We start from the raw sequence: 22738 nt of genomic DNA on the forward strand, positions 1-22738 counted from the left end.
ATTTCAACGGTTGAAATACATTTATATGTTCTTTCTAAGTGCTAAATAAAAGCCCGGATAGGGGGCTAGTTCAATGATTTATCATTAAGCTCATAATATAGCTTAGTATTCCAATTCCTGCACTTACGACAGTAACTACTGTACCAATTAACCAAACCTTTTGGATAGCAAATTTAGTATCAATATTTGCTGATAAGTTGTCAATTTTACCTGATAAAGTGTTTATTTCGCTTTTGGTCTCAAGTTCAGATTCTTTGATTTCATGTTTTAGATTATTTTCAACGTGGCCTAATTCTTCATGGGTGACATAATCTGGTTTCATTCCATCCCCACCTCCAGTGGTGTTATTACCACCATTATAGTGAGATGGTATTTGAGGTGGTAGTGGGTTATACCCCTTGAATTGATCTAGGGGTATTATTTGGGCCTTATTTGCCATTGCCATCACCTCGAATTGGGAAGTTAAGTTGTGAAACGGGTGATATATAAGAGTTATCACTAGTATGGATTGGGCGCATTGCCATTAATATCAAATAACCAGTTTTAAAAGTGGCATCATTAATTGGAAAATTGAAATCTAAATCCACTGGCACACTATTGATTGGAAAAACTTCATTGAAATCTATACTGAAAACTTGGATCGGATCAAGTTCCAAATCAGGGTAATTAAAATCAGAGGCATTATTTAGAATAAATAAACCAAACCAGATATGAGGTTCAAACTCAGCCTTGTCATTTCCTTCGTATACTCGTGCAAGCTTTTGTAAGACAAATCTTCCGGTAATTTTTACCTCATTTTGACCATTAGAATGGACCATCATATTATTACCAGTTTTGCCATTTACCGTAATATTAAATTGTGAAAATCCACCAAGGTGGGGTGTTTGCAATTTCAAAAGATCACTTCCTCTGGTTCGTTCATTTTATAGTACGAGTGTTCAATTCTTCTCAGTTACAAGATAGGATTAGAACAAAAGCTCAATAGGGGCTGTTTGATCCTAGTGGTTCACGTAGTAATAGTAGTGTGACTTAGAAACCTTGTGGAAATGTTTTCCGGCATATTTAAACCTGTTGCATGCATAGTGGTTAAGCTTGTACGTCACGTAAGATTTGCCACCCATATTGATATATGTGTGAACTCGATAGGTGTGGCCACTGCGAGTAACGCGGGTAACGTGCATGGCATAGCCATCTGCTCGTGGGATTACATCATGAAGTGTGTGCTTCGTGATCCAGAAAGCCCGATTGCTAGATGAAATGTAATATCCTCTCAATAAACTTGGCATTGAATGATACGTACTTGCTGAAGCCTGGGTTGCAGGAATACCTGCACCGAGAGCAAGGCCAGCAGCGCCTAATAATACATAATTGCGTAATTTCATTTGAATAGTCTCCTCATTTAACCATTTTGTAGTAAAGATCAGTTGGTTGAGAATTACCGACACCTACATACATTTTTAAAATTCGCATTTCGTCATAATTAGAATCAAAGTCATAACCCACATGAACACTGATAGATTGCTCATGCTTGATGTGTAATGTGTAATGATCTTTCCCATGGGCTGTTACATACATTTTGTATGTTTTATTTCTCAGACGAATACTATGATGACTGATTTTAATTGTTTTGTGGAAGCTATCATCAGAATAAAGACGGTGCCATGTGCCAACTAAATTGGGTGTGGCTTCATAGAGCTGGAAAGATTTGGCTTGAGCAGACGTGCTCGCTATTGAACTACTTGCAAGCGCCACTAAGAAAATAGACATTATGGATAAGAGAAGCTTTCTTAACCTCACAATTATTATCTCCTAATATTCAATTCAGCTTTTATAGTCATCAGTATCTGGACTTCCTTCATCAAAAATATTGTAATTCTCCAAGATTAATTCTTTTAGTTTGTCACGATCCCATAAGTCAACATCCATAGTTTCAGCTGCTTGGACAGCATTAGGTGTGAAGTAGTTATTCGTAATCACGATATTTTTGTCAGTTTTATAATATGACCCGCCAGAGTATGCTTCTTGAACAGCAGAATTTCCAACGGGTGCGGTATACAATTTGCACTGAATACCATAATAGGTATTTCCATTATGTGCTAAAACATCCAGGCCATTATCACCAGAAGCCGAAGTGGTGGCTACGTTTGTATACCCAATTCGTTTTAACAGATCAGCGACATATTTTTCAAAATCTAAACCGCTCATACCATCAATTTTTGCCAGTTCATTATCAGCTTCGTAATCCAGAAAATTCTGAAATATTTCACTGGAATAGAAAGATACTACTTGCTGTTTCTCTTGGTTTATTTGTTCGATTTCTTGTAATGCTTTGGTGTTTTCGGGGTCAGAAATTTTTTTATTAAGTTCTGTAATCTTATTATTAGCCTCTTGTAGATCCTTTTTTGCTTCTTTAACTTGGTTTTGAATGGAATCAAGCTCGGAATTCTTATCGGCAATCCGAGATTCTATTTGATTTACCTCTTGTTCTCGTATAACTTTTCTGTTCTCAATTTCTTTAACAGCTCTTTTGGCATCATTTAATGCAATTTGTTCTTGCATAATTTTGTTGTTTTTAATTTCTTCAGTTTCACTATTGGCGTTTTCTAACACTGCTTGTTGATGCTCAATATCGGTTTTGAGCGAATCTAAGCTTGACTGTTTTTCAGCAAGATAAAATTTCAAACTATCTAAATTGGCTTGTTTCTTTTTTATGTCTGAATTAAGTTCAACCAGTTTATTGTTTGCCTCGGCTTGCTGCTCACGGAGTTGCTTTGTGTTTTCTTTCAGCTTTGCTGTTTTAGATGCATCAATCGACCCACTGAGTTTTGACCAAATCGGGGGCATAATAAGAATCCCAATTGTGAAGATTATAAACGCAATAATAAAAATCGCCAATCCGTCGCCAAAACCTATACCTGGCTGGAATATCGCTAAGAATGAAATTAATCCAACCAAAATTATAATAAATGATAAAAAATAGCGGAAGATAGTTAATATTTTGTACATCACATTTCTCCTTATACTGATGAATATAAATGCTCTATTTATTAATAGATTTGTAATGAAATCCATACATAATTCCAGCTTCATGTAGGTAGTTAGTCTGTACACCTAAGTCACCAGCTACTTCTTCATCAGTTTCAAATTGATGTTTAGCCAGCTTATCGAGCTTTTCTTTTGGAATACGATGGCGCATTCCTCAATGACGTGCTTTGTTTTCGTCGCTCATGTTATAGTCAGTAATATCTCAAACGGTAGTTGCTATGTGGGCTAATTCTTCATATAACCATTAGAGTTGTACTTCTCTTGGTAATTCAGAATTAATGATGATCTTTTTTCTAACGTTAAGACCATCAAGTCCATAAGGCGTTTTATCGAAAACAGTATCCAGTTGCGGGTATTGAGCTATTACTTCATCTAGCTTGTCACTAAAATGCTGGTAGGAGGTAGATTGAGAAACGTTAGCGGTTCTAATTAAATCCAGTGTGGTTATTTTGGCTAACGGCTTTTCGTTCAGCAAGGTAATAAAAGCAGGTAATAACTGATGTGAACTTGGGGGTATTTTACCAGCTCCTTTTTGGTTTAACTTTAATTATAGTTTACTTCAACTGTTCATTTAGAGGTAGGTGGCACTGAGATTTATTTTAGAGCGTAAGAATTGGGGAGGAGCTTCGCATTTCATGTGTTGAAGTAAAATAATGTTGTGCAGCACCACCTACTATGTACAATCAAGGCCCATATTGACACTTCGTATGAATTTCATTAGTATTAGCTGTATAAAATGCTGGTATTACCAACATTTCAGCTCAGTCAAAAAGCGATACTTTAAGGGCTATTTTGATAAAAAACAGGGTTATCGCCGATTGGTTACAAGTTTCAGTCAATATGCAGGGACAGGGAAAAAAGAAGTTAAATATGGGGATGAGGATTTGGAAACTAAAGCAAAATTTTGCCCGAAGTGCGGGGCTCCCGTAAGCCCGGACGATGTGTACTGCGGCAATTGCGGGACCAAGTTGATTAAGGATAAAGACTCGGGTACACCAGAAAATAAGGCAACTGCTTCTCAAACAGAAGTTGCGGCCGAACGGCACGACGACGATACTAGAAAAGCTGTCAGGACCCAGTCGGTGCACCAGAAGAAGTCACCTTGGTTTATCGGTGCTGTTGGTTTGATCGTGGTGCTATTGGTCATCATGGTGATTTTTAAAATGCCGAGGTGGTACAACGGCACCTTTACGTACCATGCTAGGGGAACCGTTCTTGGATCAGATGCCAAGGATACGGAAACTTTCGTGGTGAAGAATAAGACCTACACCTATCACCGAACCTATAGTTATCAAAACGGGCTTGGCGATTACAAATCTGAGCACAGTCACGACAAGGGCGCTGTGAAGGTTAAGGGGAATCAAATCACCTTTACCGATAAAAAGGGTGACAAGATACGCGGCAAGTTCTCGCAGAACAACAAGGTGCTGATCATTAATCACGGTTCATTCAAGAAAGCTCGGTAGTGACTGTCAGTTGAGATTGAATGGGGGAATTGTAAATGAATAAAGTAGCATTGCCCATGACTTTATTATCGATGTTGCTGCTGTCTGGCTGCGGTAATCAAAGTGCCAAGCACGCCGATAGCAGTCAGCAAAGTACCAGCAGCAAAGTGGTTGCAAGTAAAAAAGCGTCTCAGCAAACCGCGACAAGTCAAAGCAGTTCTAGCAGTACGAGCAGCACAAGCAGTACCTCCGCTTCGACCAGCAGCTCTTCTTCCATGGCAGTTGCTGATAACAGCAGTACGGTTAAGCAGTTCGTCGCGGGGCAGGACTTTAAGATCGAACCCGTTTTATATAACGGTGAACCTGTCAATAAAGCAATGGATCAACAAAAAGCGCCGCAGAATACGGTTCACGACTACACGGTCTTAGTTAATTTTGATCAGGCGTCAAAAGCCACTACTCAGTACATTGGTGAAATGCGTCCGGAGCATAAGAGCTATACGGTTGCAAACAACACGCTGACGCTGGGTAAGTACCACATTCCGTTTTCGACGAATGGAAAAACGGTCACCTTTTTACCGTGGAAGGCGTCAGACGGTCAGGGTGGCACGATTACTTACAAGTTTACTAACCAATAAAGAATTGATTGTGTTAAAAAAGGAGACCGACTTGAGTGACATCGTTGTCACTCAAGTCGGTCTCCCTTTCATTTACACACGTACACACGAACTTTTTTCAAACTGTGAACCCAGTTATCGTACAAGTGAATGCTGTCCGCTTGCCAGGTATTGGTGGGTTCGTTTGCGCGAAGATAATTTTTGGGAATTTGGATCGGTTTCCCCTTTTTACGGTCACGGCGAAATTCGTTGAACAGCGTGTTGGTTTCGTACTCCGGGTGACCGCTGATATACGTCGAACGCGTTTGATCGGATGCTAGAACGACTGGGCCAGCCTCCGGATCACTGGCTAAGACTTCCAGCTGCGGGTCGTTAATGTGACCAAGTGTCGCGTGGCGTGACTGCGGCATCGATAATTGATCGAACCCGGCTGTCAGTTCTGTTTCCTCATCGATCTCGCAACGATAAATGCCAAACAGTTTTTTCGGGAGGACCTGTTTGTTGATGCCAAAATCGACGTAGACACCGGCTTGGGCAGCCCAGCATTCCAGAATCGATTCCCGGACGTGAGCACGGCGCCAATCAAGCAAGGTTTTGAATTCGGCCCAGTAGTCAACGTCTTCGTAAGGAAGCTCCTCTACTGGCGCGCCGGTGATGACCATGCCGTCGAAGTAGGCGTCTTCGATATCGGCCAACGTCGCGTAGGCTTGTTCAAGCTTGTCTTCCGGAACGTGTTTGCTGTGGTGTGATGCCATGCGTAAGAAGGTGACGTCCACGTCCATTGATAAGTGGCTGAATAAGTGAATAAACTGCCGTTCAGTTTCAAGCTTGTTGGGCATCAGATTGACTACTAAAAGCTTCACCGAGCGACTAGTATCGCCCGTGTCAGCACTTTGATGTTTCAAAAATCCGTTGTTTAATTGTACAGTCATATTGTGTCCTCCCTCGATCAGAATGTAAAACGTCCCAAGCTGTGATTAACAGCCTGGGACGTTTTTAACGCGGTACCACCCATTTTTGCAGCAGTCTTACAACCGTTGCCTCAAGAGTATTGTCTACTCTGCAGATAACGAATGCCCCGTGGCGGTAGCCTCACTGACCCCGCCATTCTCCAAGATCATCTTCATCATAGTACCCGGCCCTGTTCCAGCAACGCCAAGGCTCTCTTGCTCTAGGTGCTATGACTACTCTTCTTATCACTGACTCATTTTCTAATTACGCTTTAATCTAGCACAAAAGTGGGGCATCGTCAACTATCGGGAACCGTTACTAGTTTTAAATGAGTGCGTCTAGTATCAATACTGAACAGCCGAAAAATTAGGCTAGATTAACTTTTGCTAGAAGTTAAGCCAGTATTTTAACTTTAATAGCAAATGACAGTTAAATTAGGATTGTTTAATGTTGACATAAACTGTTGCTTGATATTATACTCCCTGTATGGGTATATAAGTGATGAATACCTAATCTATTTTAGGGGGATTTTAGCATGAAACACCTTGTTGCAAAGAGTGGATTGACAGCGCTTACGTCCTTGGCTTTATTTGGGGGCGCCAGCGTTTTAGCGACGGATTCAAACACACCGTCATTTAGCACAGTGGCGAAGGCCGCTACCGTTTCGCAAAGTCAGTTAAAGAGTGACGTTCAAACGATGGTTGCAGCTAGAAACGAGGGTGGCAATTACGTCAAAGAAGTGATCGATGGCGAACAGCTTTCCGAATTTTCAGATGATCCAATGGAAGCTTATAATGACGAGCGGGGACGCGGTTTTGGTCAAGTTCCCGGTGCCCTGCACTACGAGCTGAGTCAGGACTTCAGTATGTTTAATCAGGACTATGCCGGGTTGATGATCGTTTATAACGGCTTTAAAGACCGCTTCTCAAGCACCGACCAAGCTGTCCTGGCACAGGATATCAAGGATATCAACAGCGCCAAGAACAGTGAGGACAAGGCGGAAAAGGCGAGTGCCTTTGGTAACGATTTGGGCAGTGCCGTTGATAATTACGGCGCGACGGTTACTAAGATTGAATCTGCCAGCGCGGCAGCACCGAAGCCCGCAGCGCCAAAACCTGCTGCTAAGAAGACGGTCACTAAGAAGAGTTATGTTAGCAAGTTAACGGCTAAGAAGACGAGCTCAAAGAAGTACGTTAAGATCACTGGTACCGTCAAGCTTTACAAGAGTGCTAAGTATGCTTACATTTCCACGTACAAGGGTCACGTTCACGTTAAGCTGAACAGTAAGCACCAGTTCAGCAAGACGGTTTACGCACCTAAAGCAAAGCACGTTAAGGTAAAGGCTGGTTCATACTCGCACGGCCACTTTAAGGCGGTCACCAGCTATAAGACGGTGACAGTTCACTAAATTAAGCTGTGAATTAAGCCCAATTAAATTAATAAAAAAACGACAACTTAAATAGCGTGAGCCATGATCGTTCGTGGCTCACGCTATTTGTATCATCCTGTTTAATTGTTAGCTCGCTTGGGTAAGCGACGGTGTCACTATCTGATCGATAAAGTATTGGTGGAACCGGGTATCCGACGTTAGTTCCGGATGAAACGATGTCACTAAAACGTGATCCTGCTGAGCGGCAACGATGCGTCCATCCGCTAACGTGACCAGTGCTTTGGCCGGCTCTCGAACCTCAGATAAGTAAGGCGCCCGGATAAAGATCCCGTGGAAGAGCTTTGACCAGCCGGCCACGGTCAGCTCGGTTTCAAAGCTTTCGCGCTGCCGACCGAAGCCGTTGCGGACCACCGTTCCGTTCAAGCCGGCCAGTGATTCTGGCTGGGCTAATAAGACCAGTCCCGCGCAGGTGCCAAAGACGGGGAACCCATTTTGAACCAGTCCCTTTAATGGGTCTAACAGCTGTTCACGAACCAGCAGCTTACGGATGGTGGTACTTTCGCCGCCAGGGATGATCAGGCCATCCAAGTCCTTTAAGTCAGTGGGGTTCTTAATTGGCCGTGGTGTCGCGCCACAGGCCGTGACCATGTTTAAATGTTCGCTAACTGCACCTTGAAGTGCTAAAACACCAATTATCACGTGCATTACTCCCTTCTAGATGCCGCGGTCAGCCATCTTTTGGTCTTCCGTCAAGGTTGACATTTCGATGCCCTTCATCGGCTTGCCCAAATTCTCGGAGACCTTTGCAATCAGGGCGTAGTCGGTAGGGTGAGCCGTTGCGGTGACAATGGCCTTGGCAAACTTGGCCGGGTTCTCGGACTTAAAGATCCCGGAACCAACGAAGATACCGTCAGCGCCCAAGTTCATCATCAAAGCAGCGTCGGCGGGAGTCGAAACACCGCCAGCCGCGAAGTTGATCACCGGCAATTTACCTAAGTCGTGAACTTGTTTGACCAAATCGTAAGGCGCTCTTAAGTCACGGCTGATCGTCATGAGCTGCTCAGGGTCGGCGCTAGCCACGTGCTTGATCTGTTCGTTGACTTTTTCCATGTGGCGGACCGCTTCGATAATGTTGCCGGTTCCGGGTTCACCCTTAGTCCGTAACATTGAGGCACCTTCACCGATCCGGCGCAGGGCTTCGCTTAAATTACGGCAGCCGCAGACAAACGGAACCTTAAAGTCTGCCTTATTAATGTGGTAGTTATCATCGGCTGGTGTTAAAACTTCACTTTCATCGATGTAATCGACACCGATGGCTTCCAGGATCCGTGCTTCAGCAGTGTGACCGATTCGAGCCTTAGCCATGACGGGAATCGTAACGGCCTTCATGATTGCCTCGATCATCGCCGGATCAGACATCCGCGCGACACCGCCCGCTGCTCTGATATCTGAGGGTACCCGCTCCAGTGCCATGACGGCAACCGCGCCGGCTGCTTCCGCGACCTTAGCCTGTTCCACGTTAGCAACATCCATGATGACGCCGCCCTTTTGCATCTGTGCCATTCCTCGTTTTACCGTTGTTGTTCCTGTCTGTGTCATAGTTAAGCCTCCATCTCTAAAAGTTAGTTACATCTTAGGGCCTAGGGGCTATAATGAAAACAACCAATTGGTTGGTAAAATATCCACCCAATTTAACGAAAAATGAAAGAAGATGGCATGATGAACTGGCAGCTTCCCAGCGGCACGCAATCGTTGTACGTGAAGGTGATCACACTGATCACCGAAGCCATTAATAATGGTGACCTGTTACCCGGTCAGCAGTTACCGGCGGAACGGGAACTCGCCGACGTTTTAAAGGTCAACCGCTCGACCATTCAGCGAGCCCTAAACGAACTGGTCAGCAGCGGGATGCTCACGCGGAAACGCGGCAGCGGCACCTGGGTCAGTATGGATAAATGGGGGATCTTGACCAAAAACGTCAACTGGCGGACTTATTTAACGGCTAACCGGTTTGGCGACCCCGAAAGCTATCTGAAGCAGGTACGCGTGTTGGAGTCGGATCCGGAGACCATTAACCTGGCCCACTTTAATATTCCCAGCAACTTAGCGTTACCCATTTCACTGAACCACGTTTCGGCACCTCAGCTGGTGGAACAGGAGAACCGCGTTGATATCAGTGGCGCCGGCACGCTCAAGCACCAGTTGATGGACTGGTTATCCCCGCTGTTGCAGCAGTCGATTGCTGCTAACCAGCTGCTGATCACTTCCGGTGCCCAGCAGGCGTTTTACCTGATCACGCAGGGGCTGCTGTCATACGGGGATGCCATTGCCATCGAAAAACCGTCCTACTTTTACCAGCTGACCCTTTTCCAAGTGGCCGGCATCCGGGTTTACGGGATACCGCTGCAGGCAGACGGCAGCCTTGATTTAGAAGAACTTCAGCAGGCGTATTACAAGCACCGGTTTCGCTTTCTGTTCGTGAACCCGAACGGCCAAAACCCCACCGGGCAAATGATGCCGCTGGTAAAACGGCAGGCACTGATCAGGGTCTGTCGCACGTTGAAGCTGCCCATCGTTGAAGATGACCCCTTTGGTATCACCAGCGCGGTGGCAACCAGCAGATCGGTCCCGCCCCTGAAAGCCCTTGATCCTGATAACGTCCTCTATGTTGGGTCATTGTCGTCGTTAGTCGGCAACCAGGCCCGCATCGGCTGGCTGCTGGCGCCGTCCTTCATCGTGGATCAGTTAGCCGATATTCGTCAGCAAATGGAATCCGGCATGAGTATTTTCCCGCAGATCATTGCCGCCCAGTTTCTAGCCCAGCCGGACCTGAAGCAGCAGATTCAGCGTCAAAAAGACCGCCTGCAGCAAAAACGGCAAATTTTGCAGGACGCGCTGCAGCCCTTTGTCGACAAGCACCAGCTGAGCTATAAATTACCGGTGAACGGCAATAGTTTTTGGGTGCATTTACGGACCACTCGTCAGCTTAACGTGGCTGACTATAATTTATTTCTCAAACAGCGCGTCCTGATCAGGCCGGGTTTCTTGTTTGGGACTCATCAAAACAACGTGCGGATGGGCTTTGCCAGTCTTGATTCAACTCAGGTGCCGCAGCTGCAGCAACGGTTAAAGACGATCTTGGCAACACTGCAGTGATTAGGGTATATAAAAATGGATCAACTATTACTACGGTTAAGCTTAGTGGTTGATTCGGTGCTAAAAGCTTAACGATTGCGGATTTAAAACCAGTGATGCTAGTGTAATAATGGTGTTAAACTGTTTTTACGTTAAATCAAAATTTGCTAGGCACACTTTAAAGGAGAACCAACAATGACAAAAACGGTAATTATCACCGGTGCTAACTCCGGCTTGGGTTTTGAAACGACTAAACAAATTGCGGAGCGAGGCAGCGATTATCAACTGATCATGGCCTGTCGCAACATGGAAAAAGCACGAGCAGCCAAAGCCAAGATCCTGGAAAGTGTTCCATCTGCCAACCTGATTTGCCTTGAACTGGATACGTCATCCCTGGCGAAGGTCCGGGCATTCGCTGCCGCATTTAAGCAATTGAATTTGCCGCTTTACGGTTTAGTTTGCAACGCTGGAATTGCCGGGCGGACGGTTTCACAAACCGATGATGGTTTTAGCAATATATTCGAAACCAATTATCTCGGCCACTTTCTGCTGACGCAACTGCTATTGCCACTGATGGCAGACAACGGCCGGATCGTCACGGTCAGCAGTGAGCGTCACGACGCACTGCTGAAGGATGTGTCGTGGCCTGGGGTCAAAGCACTAGCTTACGGTGGTGACGCGCAGGTGGATCAGCTAAGTTATCCGTTTTCCAAATTATGCATGATTTTATTTAGTTATGAACTGGATCGGAAACTGAAAGAATCTGGCAAACAGATTGCGGTTAATACTGTTAATCCGGGGGTGATGACTGAGACTGGACTCGCTAAAGATAAGTCCCGGTTCACACCGGAAGTGCTGGCGCAATTCGCCGATATTATTGGTACGGCTAAGGATTCGGGGAAGATGATCACGGATCTGATTTGTGCTGAGCAGTTCGCGGAAGGACCAGCTAAGTACTACGACCGTAGCAGTGATAAACCCGTTAAATCTTCGGATCTGTCCTACGACAAGCGGGTTCAACAAGAACTGTGGGACTTCAGTATGAAAGCTGTGGGCTTAAGCAAATAAGTAAAATCGATTAAAAAATAAGCGTTATTTCCGATGGTTGGGCTGCACTTTCAACCGGGTGGAAATAACGCTTATTTCTATTAACATTAGTGGTGATTACGCCCATTAACTCTTTGAACGAGCCTGTTCCACTGTACCATCGTTCTGCTCCCAGTTTAACGTGTGTCGCAAATGCAAGGCGACGTTGACTAAACCCAGCATGACGGGCACCTCAACAAGTGGACCGATCACTGCGGTAAATGCTTCGGGTGAATTGATTCCGAAAACCCCAACGGCGACAGCGATGGCTAACTCAAAGTTATTGCTGGCGGCGGTTAATGATAATGACGTGGTTACAGCATAGGACCGCTTCATGCGGTATGAGATGATAAAAGTAATGCTGAACATGAGGACGAAATATAAGATTAGCGGAATGGCAATTCGAACCATATCCAAAGGTAACGCCACAACCTGTTTACTCTTGATTGCAAACATGACTAGAATCGTAAAAATCAACGCCCAGAACGTGATGCGGTTGATGCGCTTTAAATAGACGGCTTCAAACCATTCGCGACCACGCCAGTGAATCAGCAGGTAGCGGGAACTGATGCCTGCAATAAACGGGACACCAAGATATAAACCAATACTTTTGGCGATGGCACCCATGGAAACGGCAACGTGATAAGCACTTAAACCGAACCAACCGGGTAGAATGGTTAAGAAGACGTAGGCTAATCCGGTATAACAGACGATTTGGAAAATCGAGTTTAAGGCGACTAACCCGGCTGTGTATTCGTTGTCGCCGTGTGCCAATTGACTCCAAATAATCACCATCGCGATACACCGTGCGAGTCCAATTAGAATGAGGCCGGTCATATAGCCGGGTTCATGACGTAGAAATGTAACAGCGAGCAGGAACATCAATAGCGGTCCAAAAAGCCAGTTTTGAAAGAGAGAAACACTCAATGTTCGCCAGTCACTGAAAACATGGCCTAATTCCGCATACTTAACCTTAGTTAAGACGGGATACAGCATCAGGATCAAACCAATGGCGATGGGTACTGAAGTTGTCCCGACCTGAAGTTGTGTGATGGTGCGGCTGACTTGAGGGAACAGCACACCTAAGCCAATTCCTGCAACCATCGCAATGATGATCCAGACGGTCATATAGCGATCGTATTTTGATAATTTTGCCGAATTTTTCATGATTAACGCCTCCACATTACACTTTAAATGGTAGTGCTACGGTGTAAACAGGTCAACGCAAGCAGTAAGGAAAAACAAAGTCATATAAGTATGCAGACCATCTATTTGCGAGCGCAACTAAATGATGATAAAATACGGTTGTAGTTGCATGGGGATGTGAGGTTGTTTAAAATCACGGCAAATACATGGTGGTACTCAATCAGGAAGGAGCGGATGAAGTGATCGATACCGGTGATGATTCAATTGTTAAGTGGCTGATAATCGCTGGCCGTCAAAGCAGTCAGCACTTGGGACAGCAGCTGGCGCGCATCAACGTCAGTGCCAGTCAGTATTACTATTTACTAAAGATCCACGATAACCCCGGACTGACACAGAAGGACTTGATCGAAGCTGAATTTATTAATCCTAGTAACGTGACGCGGGCAATCAAGCAGTTGGTGGACCAGGGGCTGGTAAACAGGCAGCGGTCGGCCAAGGATAAGCGGGCGCAGGAGCTGGAGCTGACACCGGCAGGTCAACGGGTTTACCCCCAGATCAAGGCGATCTTAGATCAGGAAGAAGCGCAGTTCAGTCAAATCGTTAAGCAACAGTTCCCCGATTTTGACCCTGAGCAGATGGCGAAAGTATTACAGTCATTTGCCCGTCTTCATGGGGATACTGAGAAAAACAATCAATGAAGGGAAGCATTAAAATGAAAGCCATTGTGATCGAAGAAGCAGGCGGTCCAGAAACTTTGAAGTTAAAGGAAGTGCCAACACCAAAGGTTAAGCCGGGCTGGAGCTTAGTCCGGGTGAAGGGCTTTGGCATCAACCATTCTGAAATTTATACCCGTAAAGGGGAGTCGCCAACCGTTAAGTTCCCACGGATCTTAGGTATTGAATGTGTTGGTGAAGTAGCTGACACGACGGATGCTCAGCGTTTGCCTGTTGGTCAGAAAGTCGCCAGTATCATGGGCGGCATGGGCCGTGAATTTGACGGCGGTTATGCTGAATACGCCTTGTTGCCAAACAAGCAGATCTACCCAGTGAACACCAACTTATCGTGGGCTGAACTGGCGGCCATTCCCGAAACGTACTTTACTGCTTATGGGTCGTTGAAGAACGCCCATATAGAAGCTGCCAAGAATTTGCTGGTTCGTGGTGCTACCAGTGGTGTCGGCAGTGCGGCGATTAAATTAACTAAGGCCATGAACCCGTCAGCCAAAATTTTTGGCAGTACCCGTCATGAAGAAAAGTTCGACAAGCTGAAGGCAATTGGCTGTGATGAACCAGTTTTGGACAAGGACGGTCAGGTTCAGACAGACGAACATTTTGATACCATTGTTGAACTGGTGGGGCCTGCAACACTTAACGACTCGCTAGCACACCTTAATCAGTTCGGGTATTGCTGCATGACAGGCGGCTTAGGTGATCAGTGGACCGTGCCGAACTTCAGTGCGTTTGTGATTCCTAACGGTGCTTGCTTAACGGTCTTTGAATCGGGCAAGGCAAGCAGTGATGATGCCTTTAACGATATGCTCAACATTATCGAAACCCACCACATTGACGTTAAGCCAACCAAGACGTTTGACTTAGCTCACACTGGCGATGCTCAAGCAGCGCTGGAAGCAAGCGACAGCTTTGGTAAAATGGTCGTGCTTCCCTAAAAAATGAAAGAAGGTGCCTAATGACAGCTTTAACAGTTGCAGGAAAGACTTATCCGGATTTACAGATTCCTGATGATTATCAAATCGTAGTGAATCAATTAGTGCTACGGAATGATGAACAGGTTCACTTGTTGCGGTACCAACCTGCAGACTTACCAGAAGAAGCTCTGGGAAGAGAACACATCACCGTGATCTATAGTGATGCCAATGGCTTGTATTCCTATAATGCTTTGACTCAGCCGTTATCCGGTCCGATGCCCAGTGAGCAGGAAGCCTATGATAAAGCAGAAAAGCTCTGGCAGGAAATTGCACCAGATTACCGCAATAAATTGGAACGTCTGCGAATATTAGACGGCCAAGAGCGGAGTTACACAGATGCTAATGGGAAGACCATTACTTTTCCATTGTTGTGGGCTAAGTATGCAAATACTGCGGACATGGGCAGTTACGAATGGATTGGTTTAGGTCCGAATGGCCATTTGGTTGAATTTGAACGCTATAACTTCTGGGACTACGCGGCTGGCCGGCAAAAAACGGAGATGTGGTATGGTGATGATTGGGTCCGTGCCCGTCGCGGCTTAGGCCCGCAACTGCAGGCACCGTTGCCGTTAGCTTAGTTTAGCGGTTTAAAATTTAATGGTGATATTAAAAGGGTTCATTTGCGAATCCTTTTTTGGTGCAATTTTGACGTTAGAGGTGAAGTTTGACTAGTCTTGGCCGTTAACTTGGTACTTCCGAAATAGGTAAGCGGGGTAGCTGCTCCAGCCAAAACAATGCCCGTTTAATAAGATCGATCCATAGGGCGAGTAAGCGGGATCGTTTTCGTCGTAAACTTCCCAAAAGGTATCGGCGCCGCGCTTTAACATGCCCGTCCAGTAGTGCTTAATGCCTGACAGGGCTTCTTTTCGGCGTCCGTGTTTGAACAGCGCCTCCGCCAGCAATCCCTGGATGCTGGGTGTTGTTAGTGTTCGGGCCAAGTCAAACCGGCTGAGCAGCTGGTCGATCACTTGTTGTGCTTCCGGTTCCGTTAACAGGTCCGTGAGCAGCATGTAAACCTGACTTAGCGGGTTGATCTCTTGTTTAGGTCCGCTGGTAAACAGGTGCTGCTGCGCGTCATAGTAGACTTGACGGGTACTGGTTTCTAAGCGGGTTAATAACTGCTGATAGTGCGTGATGTCGGGGTCGTTAACCGTTTTGGCCAGGGTAATTAGACTCATCACCGCCATGATGACCTGAGCTTGAACGGCGGCTTCTTTATCAAAGTCGGTGGACCAATCAACGAAAATATCCTGACGAGGTCCTACGGTCAAATCGGCTTGCAGCTGGCTTTCAATAAATTGCATGACCCGTTTAGCTACGGGGTAGAGGGCTTCAGCCGTATCTTGGTCAGCTGTGGCGGAAACGTACTCCGCCAACGCCATGATAAAGACCAGGTCATAGTCGAACCAGAATAAGTCGTCGGCGACCGGCTGCGGCAGCCTCGTTAGGACATCAGCCGGCAGGCGGCCGTCTTCATCCAAAAAGCTGCCCAGCAGGTACAAACACCTTTTGGGGACGGTTTGGTTATGGAAAGTGACGTAATTGACCCGGGCTTGAATTCGAAAATCGCTGACCCAAAGCCGCTGGTCGCGTTTAGTGCCGTCTTCAAAAACACGCTGCATGGTATTACGGAGGGTTGCCACGCAAGCTTGATCAACTTGCTGGACCCAGGATGGCGCTTGTACTAAGGGAGCTACTTGTTCATTTAAAACGGCACTTTCAGCCGTGAACTGCGGTTGGGTAAATTGCGGCTGCCACTTTAGGGACTGACCAACTGGTTCCAAGTAGATGTAACGGCAGCTGTATCGCCGAGGAAACGCTAATTGCTGGGGCAGCAGATCAACGTGCAAGGTTTCGTCTTGGATCCACGATAACGGCAGCCAGCTTTTGACCTGACTTGCGTCCACGTCAAGTTCTTGGCGGGTTTCAGCGAACCGCACGTTTAACAGCAGCGGCGCGTCCATTGGCGAACCGGTAGCGGAACAGTCGACCGAAAAGCGGCCAACGTACAGGTTTCCCAGGTCATAGAGCAACTTTTGCCCCGGTTTAACCTCGATGATGTCGTCATTGACCGTTGTTGCCTGATGACCGGTAATGATCTGGGCACTTGCGGGTTGGACGGTTTTCGTCTCTAAACGCGGTGCTTTGGCCTGAGCCAGTAAGTGCGCATTTACCTGAAAACTGCTGTTAGTGACCTGCTGGAATTTTTCATCACTGCTGTTTACAAATGAATACGTCATAGGGCAGCTTCCTTTTTCTGGTTCGTACGGTCCGTCAGCTTAAAGGTCCAAACGTAGAAGCCGTAGATCGAGTTGATGGAAAAGGCGATCCATAGTGCCAGCATCACGGGGTTAAAGTTGACCGTCCATAGGATCAGCTCAGCGATGTGGGAAATATTCCACAGTGTCCATTGACTGGCCCCAAAACGGAACGCCATCAGGATCATGGCGAAGACTTGGAGTACGGTACTCATTGAGTCAACGTAGGGGTGCGGGTCGAGCTGCGGTGTGATAAACGGTACCCTTAACAGAAATTGCGACAGCAGCCACCAGGCAACCAAAATCGAAATGGTCAACAGCAGCCAGCCGCGAACCGACATCGCTCTGGAAATGACCTTTTCCGTGTGTTTTTGGTTCTTTTGATGGTCGGCCTTGCTCCACTGGTAAATGCCAATAAAGTCCATGGTGATAAAGAAGAGGTTTAAATAAACTTCCCCGTACAGGTGGCTGTCAAAGGAGACGTAGATGTACGCTAAGCTCTCCACAACGCCCCAAAAGTAGTTGGTGATCCGGCCGTTAGCCACTAAAACCACGCTAAACACGCCGGTGACAGCCGCTAAGAGACTCACCATGTTAATGATGGTCGGGTTGACTTGCAGGTGGAACTGGCCGTTACTGAAGATGACAAAAAACGAGACTAACTGAATGGCAAGTAAAAAGAGCAGGTAGAGTCGTTTACCGCCACTGACATCAAATAGATCACTGAATAAATACTTCGGGTGAAAAGCGCGAACTAACCCGTCTCGCCAGATACCTTTGTTTTCCAACAGATTTTCCTCCTTAAGTTTCAAAGACAAATTTATGGGGGTGTCTTGACACTCAAAACTAAGTACAAGATACCCCAATTAGTGGTTAAACGTCAAATAAAAGTTGGATGCACTTTTAATTTGATAAGGTAGCCTTTTTTTGTAAACTAAAAATGATCAAAAGCGGTTTAAATCCGTTGGTAAATGATTTAGGCTATGAATGTCATTGTTTAGTTAGTGAAAATCGGTGATCAACCGATTGGCCGTCCTGGCAGAGGGGGCTGCTAAGAATCGTTCTGATAATGGATATCTAGGAACTTTGCCATTATTTTAAGTAAACAGTCAGGGGATTGGGTCTATTCGGCGCAATCCCCTTTTATTATTAGGAGCAGACAAAAAATGATAAAAATGCAAAGATAAAATTAGAATTTGATTTGAATAAATACTGGAAACTAAGCTTGAATACTGCTATATTATATTTCAAAGGCAGAAATTAGCTGTTGTAGCTGCTAATCTGATTTTAATATTAATGGAGGAAATATTTAAACTGAATAAATAATGACACTGTCACGTTAGTTTATTCATATTAATCTGCTCATTATAACGGTGAAGACTGCTTTGATCTTAAGAAGAATAATGGGCACTGCTGATTGTTAACATGACTCACAATTTACTTGGAGGCATCAATTTTATGGAAATGAATGAATTGAATCCCGATGTTTTGTCAGTTCAACCATCCGCGTTACGTGTGTTTGACCACGAGATCAGTCAAGATCCTGAAATCATTAAACTCACACTGGGCGAGCCTGATTTCAACGTACCAGACCACGTTAAGCAGGCGGCGATCGCTTCGATCAACGCAGACCAGTCGCATTACCCCTATTTCTGGGGGATTCAGGCGTTGCGGGAGGCTGCATCGACCTACTACCGCGAAAAGTTCGGCTACCAGTATTCGGCGGATCAGATCGTTTGCACGGTCGGTGCTACCGAGGGATTGTCAGCAACGTTTAAGACGCTGTTTCAACCTGGTGACGGGGTCTTGATCCCGGCTCCGGCCTACCCGGTCTATAAAGCGTTAGCATCGATCAATCACCTGGTACCGATCATGGTGGATACGACTGAGACGGGATGTGTCTTGACACCGCAGCAAGTCAATGAAGCCATTGCGGCACACCCGGATGTCACCATTAAAGGCGTTGTCATTACTGATCCTTCTAATCCGACTGGTGTCGTTTATTCGAAAGCACAATTGTCAGCCTTAGTGCCGGTATTTCGGGACCACCAAATTTGGGTGATCAGTGACGAAATATACGGTGAACTCACGTACGGGGTTAAACACTACTCTCTGTCCCAGTGGCTGCCTGATCAAACCATCGTCATCAACGGACTGTCAAAATCCCATGCCATGACTGGCTGGCGAATTGGTTTCGCGTTCGGGCCAACCGGCGTGATCGATCAAATTGCTAAAACCCATCAATTTCAAGTGACCACGCCAACTTCGATCGTTCAGCACGCAGCGGTTGAAGCACTCACCCACGGTCAAAACGATGCCGCGGTGATGCGTCAAGTTTATGAGCAGCGCTGCCAGTACCTTACTGACTCGCTTACTAAACTGGGTATTTCTTACGTTGAACCCAAGGGCGCGTTCTACATTTTCATGAAGATCCCTGAACGTTGTCACCAAGATAGTTTCACGTTTGCGCGGCAGTTGGCAAAGAACTATCACGTTGGTTTGATGCCGGGAGCACCGTTTGGCGATCCTCAGGCGCTGCGAATCAGTTATGCTTCCAGCAATGAGAACCTTCACGCAGCAGTGGATGCCTTGACTAAGGAATTGGTACGAGACGGCGTATTAGCTAGGTGAGATTGACCAAGTGAATCAGCGATTAAAAGCACGCAAGTTCGTTGTTAGTTGTTAAAGGACTGGCGTGCTTTTAGTGTGGCGAATATTTGCTTGAGGGTGCTTGTTTTAAACTTGAGGGTAATGACGATTGTGAAAGTGATATAGTAATTTTGAAAAGAGGTGCCAATGAAATGCGGGATCAGTTTAACGAATTCTCTGTTGCGCAACTAATCGCGATGATTGAAGCTAGTCAAAGGCGGCTTCAACTGACGAATCGGGCCATTATGGACTTAATGGGTCTTGATTCCGAAAAAGAAGACTGCTTTTTCTCAGGAAAAGCAAACCGCATTACCTATGCACGTACTGCCAAAACACTGCAAATGATTGAACGATTATTAGCAGGACTGGATATTCCGTTGACCGCTTACTTACAACAGTTACGCGCATTACCGTTACATAATGTTTTTCTCCGAAACCGGTATGCATTTTGGTTCGCTAATTTTATTGATGCGGGTGGGCTGGAACCGTGCCTTGTGGCGGATGCGAAGGAGTCTGGTTTTGAGATTATTAAACAAATCGTTTGGAGTAGTCATTTACTGACCAGTACCGCTGGGATAGCGCATTTAAAGACGCATCAAAAACAACTGGTACAGTTATCAGAAAATGAGTATCAAACAATTAAGGCCGTCATGACGCATTTTTCAACGGCATCACCGTTATTCTTTTACAATTTAGACCAGCTCTTTAGTGAACGGCAGATTCTCGAGTTACCCGATTTAGCGAGGTATTGGGATCAAGAAGCAAGATTAATAAATATAGAATAAGAACTATTAGTTCTAGTTGTGAGCGCAAATACCCACTATTTGGATATAACTGAAATCGAAATGAATTAAGGCCGATTGAAAGAAGTGGTCGTCAATTGATAATTGCCATAACGCGATTAAGTTTAATTGCGCTGATGCCCACTAACCTTATGCTTATAGTCTGAAGGCGTGGTTTTGAGGTAATTCTTAAATAGTCGAAACAGTGACGAGGTATTTTGATACCCAATAATGTCGCATATTTCAGCCATTGTACAATTCGTTTTAATCATCAGATTTTGAGCAGCAGATAATCGTCGCCGGTCAACAAGTTCAATGAAGGTTCGACCAGTAGTAGCCTTGATTTTATTCCCAAGGTAATTCGTATTGTAACCAAATTTTTTGCTCACATCTGCCAATGAAATGTCAGTGAAGTTTTCATTGATATATTGCAGAATTGGTAAAAGTCGATCATCCGTGGCATCCGCAAAGTTGATGTATTCCTGCTCAATGGATTGGGACAGTTCGATAATAAGGCTGGATAACAATAACGACATGGATTTATTTCGTTGACTAGCAGTTGTTAATCCTTTAATAATTAGACTTTCAACCAAATTGATGGCAACGTCTTGTTGATCAAGGTTGAATAAAATGAAATTATTATGCAGGGTGTTTACTTTTGAAGCGTTGTACAAGAACTGAGTAATTTGATTAGATGATACCGAAATGTAATCGAATAGCTTGTTAATTGCAGAGTCATCCTTAATCAAGATGTTAATGAGGATATCGTTTTCACCCGTATATTCAATTTGCTGAACAATATCCTTGTCCATCATGATTAGGTTATGCTTGTAAAGCGTGACAGCTTCGCCATTAATGTACTGGGTGCAGTTGCCAGAATACATATAATTTAATTCAATAAAACTATGAGTGTGCGCAGGAACATAGGAAAACCGGTTATTTTTGGTGATAGCAATATCACCATCTTTGAATAAATCTGCTTGCGGCATTTGTGGAATAGGGTTGTTAATATAATCCAGATCCATATAGTTCACGTTACTTTTCATGCTCCGTTGCAGAGACTCAACTTCGCTTAATTTAAATAATTGTTGATCTAACCATTTTGAGGCCAACTCACTCACTCCAGCTAAATAAATTTACTTTATCGTATCATGAACCTGTGATTTTGCAATGCAAGTCATGTGTTCGAGATATGGTTGCCTCCTTTGGAATCGCTTACAATTAACTTGTAAATTAAAGGAGGAAGTCATTATGAATAACGACAATTCAGATCAATCACTAGTGAGCAAATATCGGCCATTAGCGGTTGCCGCAGGAATTGGTTCAATCCTAGGCTCTGGTATTATTGTTGGATTATCAGCTACGATTACTGTTTGGCAGACTGGATTAGGGCTGACAAATGGGCAAGTTGGTATTATTTCAGGGGCACTAACTTTTGCAATCGCCCTGGGTTCTTTATTAGCTGGACAGATAACAAAGTCATTTGGTCTAGTTCGTTCATTTAACTGGTTAAACCTGATTTATGCCATCGGTGCATTGGCTTGTGTTTTTTCTAATAGCTACGTCATGTTACTCATTGGTGTGGTCGTGACCGGCTTTGCTTCTGGTGCAGATTTACCAATTAGTTTAACCGTAGTTTCGCATGATTCACCCGATGAGAAGACGTCAGCAAGTTTAGTTTCTTCAACTCAAATTTTTTGGCAAATCGGAGTTTTCATGTCTTACGTTTGTGCCTTTATTGTTTCTAAGATGGCGGGTGCAACTGGTGCCCGGGTCGTCTTTACAATTCTTGCTATTTTTGCACTCATTACTTGGCTCTGGCGGACATTCTCAACTAAGTTCAAGGTTTTCCATGAGGAGGGAAATCATCGTTGGGCTGAACGCGAAAAAGAAGCCAACGTTACTGAGAAAGTTTCAATCAAAACGGTGTTTACTGGCAGTAATAAGCGTAAATTTATGGGTTTCTTTTTCAGCATTTTGATTTTTTACGTTTGCTGGAATTTATTAGCTAACACCTTTGGTCAGTTCCAAACCTTTACGCTGGTTCAAGCACATGCGAGTCAGAGTTTTGCTACCGGTGCCGGCATTGTTTTGAACTTCATTTCACTGCTTGCTACGATGGCCTTTGCATCAGTTGCCGGTGGTAAGTATCGCAACAAGTTCTTCTTAGTTGGTATCACGGTTCAGTTCCTCGCCATGTTAGGCCTTGCAATTAGCAGCCACGCATTATGGCCAATTGTCATTGCCATCGGTGCTTACAATATTGGCAATAATATTGCCGGTGAAGCCATGTATAAGGTTTGGACTCAGGAAGCCTTTCCTGTTGAAGTACGGGCTTCCGTTCAGGGATTTATTAATGGTTTCTCACGTGTTTGCTGTGGCTTGTTCGCACTGATCACTCCAGCTCTGGTTGTTCCATCTGCTATTCGTAACTCTATGTTCGGTTTTGCCGGCATTGTTTTCATCAGCTTTATTGCTGGTGCAATCATGATGCACTTAGAGAAGAAACATGGTGTTAATGATTTTTAA

23 protein-coding genes are annotated in these 22738 nt (G+C 45.0%); 11 read left to right on the forward strand and 12 right to left on the reverse strand.

Annotation, left to right across the window (positions count from 1 at the left end):
- Positions 1-70: 70 nt before the first annotated feature.
- The 5 genes from CES81_RS00805 to CES81_RS00825 all read right to left on the reverse strand — a co-directional run bounded on the left by CES81_RS00805 (position 71) and on the right by CES81_RS00825 (position 3006).
- Positions 71-439 carry a hypothetical protein gene (locus tag CES81_RS00805; protein ID WP_089120295.1) on the reverse strand — a complete coding sequence of 123 codons (369 nt, stop codon included), beginning with the start codon at positions 437-439 and terminating at the stop codon, positions 71-73.
- Positions 429-896 (reverse strand): hypothetical protein, encoded by a 468-nt coding sequence (locus CES81_RS00810; protein ID WP_089120296.1) that lies wholly within the window; start codon positions 894-896, stop codon positions 429-431. Before CES81_RS00810 ends, CES81_RS00805 begins: the two co-directional genes overlap by 11 nt.
- A 102-nt stretch (positions 897-998) precedes the next feature.
- Positions 999-1382, reverse strand: a complete 384-nt coding sequence (locus CES81_RS00815; protein WP_089120297.1) for a hypothetical protein — start codon at positions 1380-1382, stop codon at positions 999-1001.
- Positions 1383-1395: 13 nt separating this feature from the next.
- Complete coding sequence (locus tag CES81_RS00820; RefSeq protein WP_089120298.1) at positions 1396-1797, reverse strand: hypothetical protein; 402 nt, start codon at positions 1795-1797, stop codon at positions 1396-1398.
- A 24-nt stretch (positions 1798-1821) separates the two neighbouring features.
- Positions 1822-3006: a restriction endonuclease gene (locus CES81_RS00825; protein WP_180949677.1), complete on the reverse strand. Its 1185-nt coding sequence runs from the start codon at positions 3004-3006 to the stop codon at positions 1822-1824.
- Positions 3007-3929: 923 nt separating this feature from the next.
- Here CES81_RS00825 and CES81_RS00830 point away from each other — a divergent pair.
- Together CES81_RS00830 and CES81_RS00835 are read left to right on the forward strand one after the other, a co-directional pair.
- Positions 3930-4511: a zinc ribbon domain-containing protein gene (locus CES81_RS00830; protein ID WP_180949678.1), complete on the forward strand. Its 582-nt coding sequence runs from the start codon at positions 3930-3932 to the stop codon at positions 4509-4511.
- A 35-nt stretch (positions 4512-4546) separates the two neighbouring features.
- A complete protein-coding gene (locus CES81_RS00835; RefSeq protein WP_089120301.1) occupies positions 4547-5128 on the forward strand; it encodes a hypothetical protein in 582 nt (193 codons plus the stop codon).
- A 68-nt stretch (positions 5129-5196) separates the two neighbouring features.
- On the opposite strand, the gene CES81_RS00840 is transcribed toward CES81_RS00835, so the two are convergent.
- Complete coding sequence (locus tag CES81_RS00840; protein ID WP_089120302.1) at positions 5197-6039, reverse strand: homoserine O-acetyltransferase/O-succinyltransferase family protein; 843 nt, start codon at positions 6037-6039, stop codon at positions 5197-5199.
- A gap of 554 nt (positions 6040-6593) precedes the next feature.
- Between CES81_RS00840 and CES81_RS00845 the strand changes: the two genes are divergently transcribed.
- A complete protein-coding gene (locus CES81_RS00845) occupies positions 6594-7466 on the forward strand; it encodes a hypothetical protein (protein ID WP_089120303.1) in 873 nt (290 codons plus the stop codon).
- Between the two features lie 108 nt (positions 7467-7574).
- On the opposite strand, the gene pdxT is transcribed toward CES81_RS00845, so the two are convergent.
- On the reverse strand, positions 7575-8147 hold the full coding sequence (pdxT, locus tag CES81_RS00850; RefSeq protein WP_089120347.1) for a pyridoxal 5'-phosphate synthase glutaminase subunit PdxT: 573 nt from the start codon (positions 8145-8147) through the stop codon (positions 7575-7577).
- Between the two features lie 15 nt (positions 8148-8162).
- Positions 8163-9047: a pyridoxal 5'-phosphate synthase lyase subunit PdxS gene (gene pdxS, locus CES81_RS00855; RefSeq protein ID WP_089120304.1), complete on the reverse strand. Its 885-nt coding sequence runs from the start codon at positions 9045-9047 to the stop codon at positions 8163-8165.
- Between the two features lie 117 nt (positions 9048-9164).
- Between pdxS and CES81_RS00860 the strand changes: the two genes are divergently transcribed.
- Positions 9165-10604 carry an aminotransferase-like domain-containing protein gene (locus CES81_RS00860; RefSeq protein WP_225356311.1) on the forward strand — a complete coding sequence of 480 codons (1440 nt, stop codon included), beginning with the start codon at positions 9165-9167 and terminating at the stop codon, positions 10602-10604.
- 174 nt (positions 10605-10778) lie between these two features.
- The gene (locus CES81_RS00865) at positions 10779-11651 is read left to right on the forward strand and encodes an SDR family NAD(P)-dependent oxidoreductase (RefSeq protein WP_089120306.1); all 873 of its coding nucleotides are present in this window, start codon (positions 10779-10781) and stop codon (positions 11649-11651) included.
- 105 nt (positions 11652-11756) lie between these two features.
- On the opposite strand, the gene arsB is transcribed toward CES81_RS00865, so the two are convergent.
- Positions 11757-12836, reverse strand: coding sequence for an ACR3 family arsenite efflux transporter (gene arsB, locus CES81_RS00870; protein WP_180949679.1), 1080 nt, complete (start codon positions 12834-12836; stop codon positions 11757-11759).
- Between the two features lie 218 nt (positions 12837-13054).
- Here arsB and CES81_RS00875 point away from each other — a divergent pair, with 218 nt between their 5' ends.
- Genes CES81_RS00875 through CES81_RS00885 form a run of 3 tightly spaced genes read left to right on the forward strand, consistent with a single transcriptional unit; the run spans position 13055 to position 15098 of the window.
- Complete coding sequence (locus tag CES81_RS00875) at positions 13055-13513, forward strand: MarR family winged helix-turn-helix transcriptional regulator (RefSeq protein ID WP_180949680.1); 459 nt, start codon at positions 13055-13057, stop codon at positions 13511-13513.
- Between the two features lie 14 nt (positions 13514-13527).
- Complete coding sequence (locus CES81_RS00880; RefSeq protein ID WP_089120308.1) at positions 13528-14481, forward strand: alcohol dehydrogenase catalytic domain-containing protein; 954 nt, start codon at positions 13528-13530, stop codon at positions 14479-14481.
- 20 nt (positions 14482-14501) lie between these two features.
- Complete coding sequence (locus tag CES81_RS00885) at positions 14502-15098, forward strand: hypothetical protein (RefSeq protein ID WP_089120309.1); 597 nt, start codon at positions 14502-14504, stop codon at positions 15096-15098.
- A 90-nt stretch (positions 15099-15188) separates the two neighbouring features.
- On the opposite strand, the gene CES81_RS00890 is transcribed toward CES81_RS00885, so the two are convergent.
- Positions 15189-16760: an alpha-L-rhamnosidase-related protein gene (locus CES81_RS00890; RefSeq protein ID WP_089120310.1), complete on the reverse strand. Its 1572-nt coding sequence runs from the start codon at positions 16758-16760 to the stop codon at positions 15189-15191.
- The gene (gene pnuC / locus CES81_RS00895) at positions 16757-17566 is read right to left on the reverse strand and encodes a nicotinamide riboside transporter PnuC (protein WP_089120311.1); all 810 of its coding nucleotides are present in this window, start codon (positions 17564-17566) and stop codon (positions 16757-16759) included. Before pnuC ends, CES81_RS00890 begins: the two co-directional genes overlap by 4 nt.
- A gap of 670 nt (positions 17567-18236) precedes the next feature.
- On the opposite strand from pnuC, the gene CES81_RS00900 reads away from it, so the two are divergent.
- On the forward strand, positions 18237-19409 hold the full coding sequence (locus CES81_RS00900) for an aminotransferase class I/II-fold pyridoxal phosphate-dependent enzyme (protein ID WP_089120312.1): 1173 nt from the start codon (positions 18237-18239) through the stop codon (positions 19407-19409).
- Positions 19410-19579: 170 nt separating this feature from the next.
- A complete protein-coding gene (locus tag CES81_RS00905) occupies positions 19580-20212 on the forward strand; it encodes a hypothetical protein (RefSeq protein ID WP_089120313.1) in 633 nt (210 codons plus the stop codon).
- 122 nt (positions 20213-20334) lie between these two features.
- On the opposite strand, the gene CES81_RS00910 is transcribed toward CES81_RS00905, so the two are convergent.
- On the reverse strand, positions 20335-21321 hold the full coding sequence (locus CES81_RS00910) for an AraC family transcriptional regulator (protein ID WP_089088887.1): 987 nt from the start codon (positions 21319-21321) through the stop codon (positions 20335-20337).
- 139 nt (positions 21322-21460) lie between these two features.
- Here CES81_RS00910 and CES81_RS00915 point away from each other — a divergent pair, with 139 nt between their 5' ends.
- Entirely contained in the window at positions 21461-22738 is a 1278-nt protein-coding gene (locus tag CES81_RS00915; RefSeq protein ID WP_089120314.1) for an MFS transporter, read from the forward strand.

Source organism: Secundilactobacillus pentosiphilus (genome assembly GCF_002217985.1).
In the GTDB taxonomy this organism is placed as follows: Bacteria; Bacillota; Bacilli; order Lactobacillales; family Lactobacillaceae; genus Secundilactobacillus; species Secundilactobacillus pentosiphilus.

Bases quoted from the DNA above. Each gene is read 5' to 3' on its own strand.
- CES81_RS00805 (WP_089120295.1), bottom strand. From the start codon at position 439: ATGGCAAATAAGGCCCAAATAATACCCCTAGATCAATTCAAGGGGTAT.
- CES81_RS00815 (WP_089120297.1), bottom strand. From the start codon at position 1,382: ATGAAATTACGCAATTATGTATTATTAGGCGCTGCTGGCCTTGCTCTC.
- CES81_RS00825 (WP_180949677.1), bottom strand. From the start codon at position 3,006: ATGTACAAAATATTAACTATCTTCCGCTATTTTTTATCATTTATTATA.
- CES81_RS00835 (WP_089120301.1), top strand. From the start codon at position 4,547: ATGAATAAAGTAGCATTGCCCATGACTTTATTATCGATGTTGCTGCTG.
- CES81_RS00840 (WP_089120302.1), bottom strand. From the start codon at position 6,039: ATGACTGTACAATTAAACAACGGATTTTTGAAACATCAAAGTGCTGAC.
- CES81_RS00845 (WP_089120303.1), top strand. From the start codon at position 6,594: ATGAAACACCTTGTTGCAAAGAGTGGATTGACAGCGCTTACGTCCTTG.
- pdxS (WP_089120304.1), bottom strand. From the start codon at position 9,047: ATGACACAGACAGGAACAACAACGGTAAAACGAGGAATGGCACAGATG.
- CES81_RS00860 (WP_225356311.1), top strand. From the start codon at position 9,165: ATGATGAACTGGCAGCTTCCCAGCGGCACGCAATCGTTGTACGTGAAG.
- CES81_RS00865 (WP_089120306.1), top strand. From the start codon at position 10,779: ATGACAAAAACGGTAATTATCACCGGTGCTAACTCCGGCTTGGGTTTT.
- arsB (WP_180949679.1), bottom strand. From the start codon at position 12,836: ATGAAAAATTCGGCAAAATTATCAAAATACGATCGCTATATGACCGTC.
- CES81_RS00880 (WP_089120308.1), top strand. From the start codon at position 13,528: ATGAAAGCCATTGTGATCGAAGAAGCAGGCGGTCCAGAAACTTTGAAG.
- CES81_RS00885 (WP_089120309.1), top strand. From the start codon at position 14,502: ATGACAGCTTTAACAGTTGCAGGAAAGACTTATCCGGATTTACAGATT.
- CES81_RS00890 (WP_089120310.1), bottom strand. From the start codon at position 16,760: ATGACGTATTCATTTGTAAACAGCAGTGATGAAAAATTCCAGCAGGTC.
- CES81_RS00900 (WP_089120312.1), top strand. From the start codon at position 18,237: ATGGAAATGAATGAATTGAATCCCGATGTTTTGTCAGTTCAACCATCC.
- CES81_RS00905 (WP_089120313.1), top strand. From the start codon at position 19,580: ATGCGGGATCAGTTTAACGAATTCTCTGTTGCGCAACTAATCGCGATG.
- CES81_RS00915 (WP_089120314.1), top strand. From the start codon at position 21,461: ATGAATAACGACAATTCAGATCAATCACTAGTGAGCAAATATCGGCCA.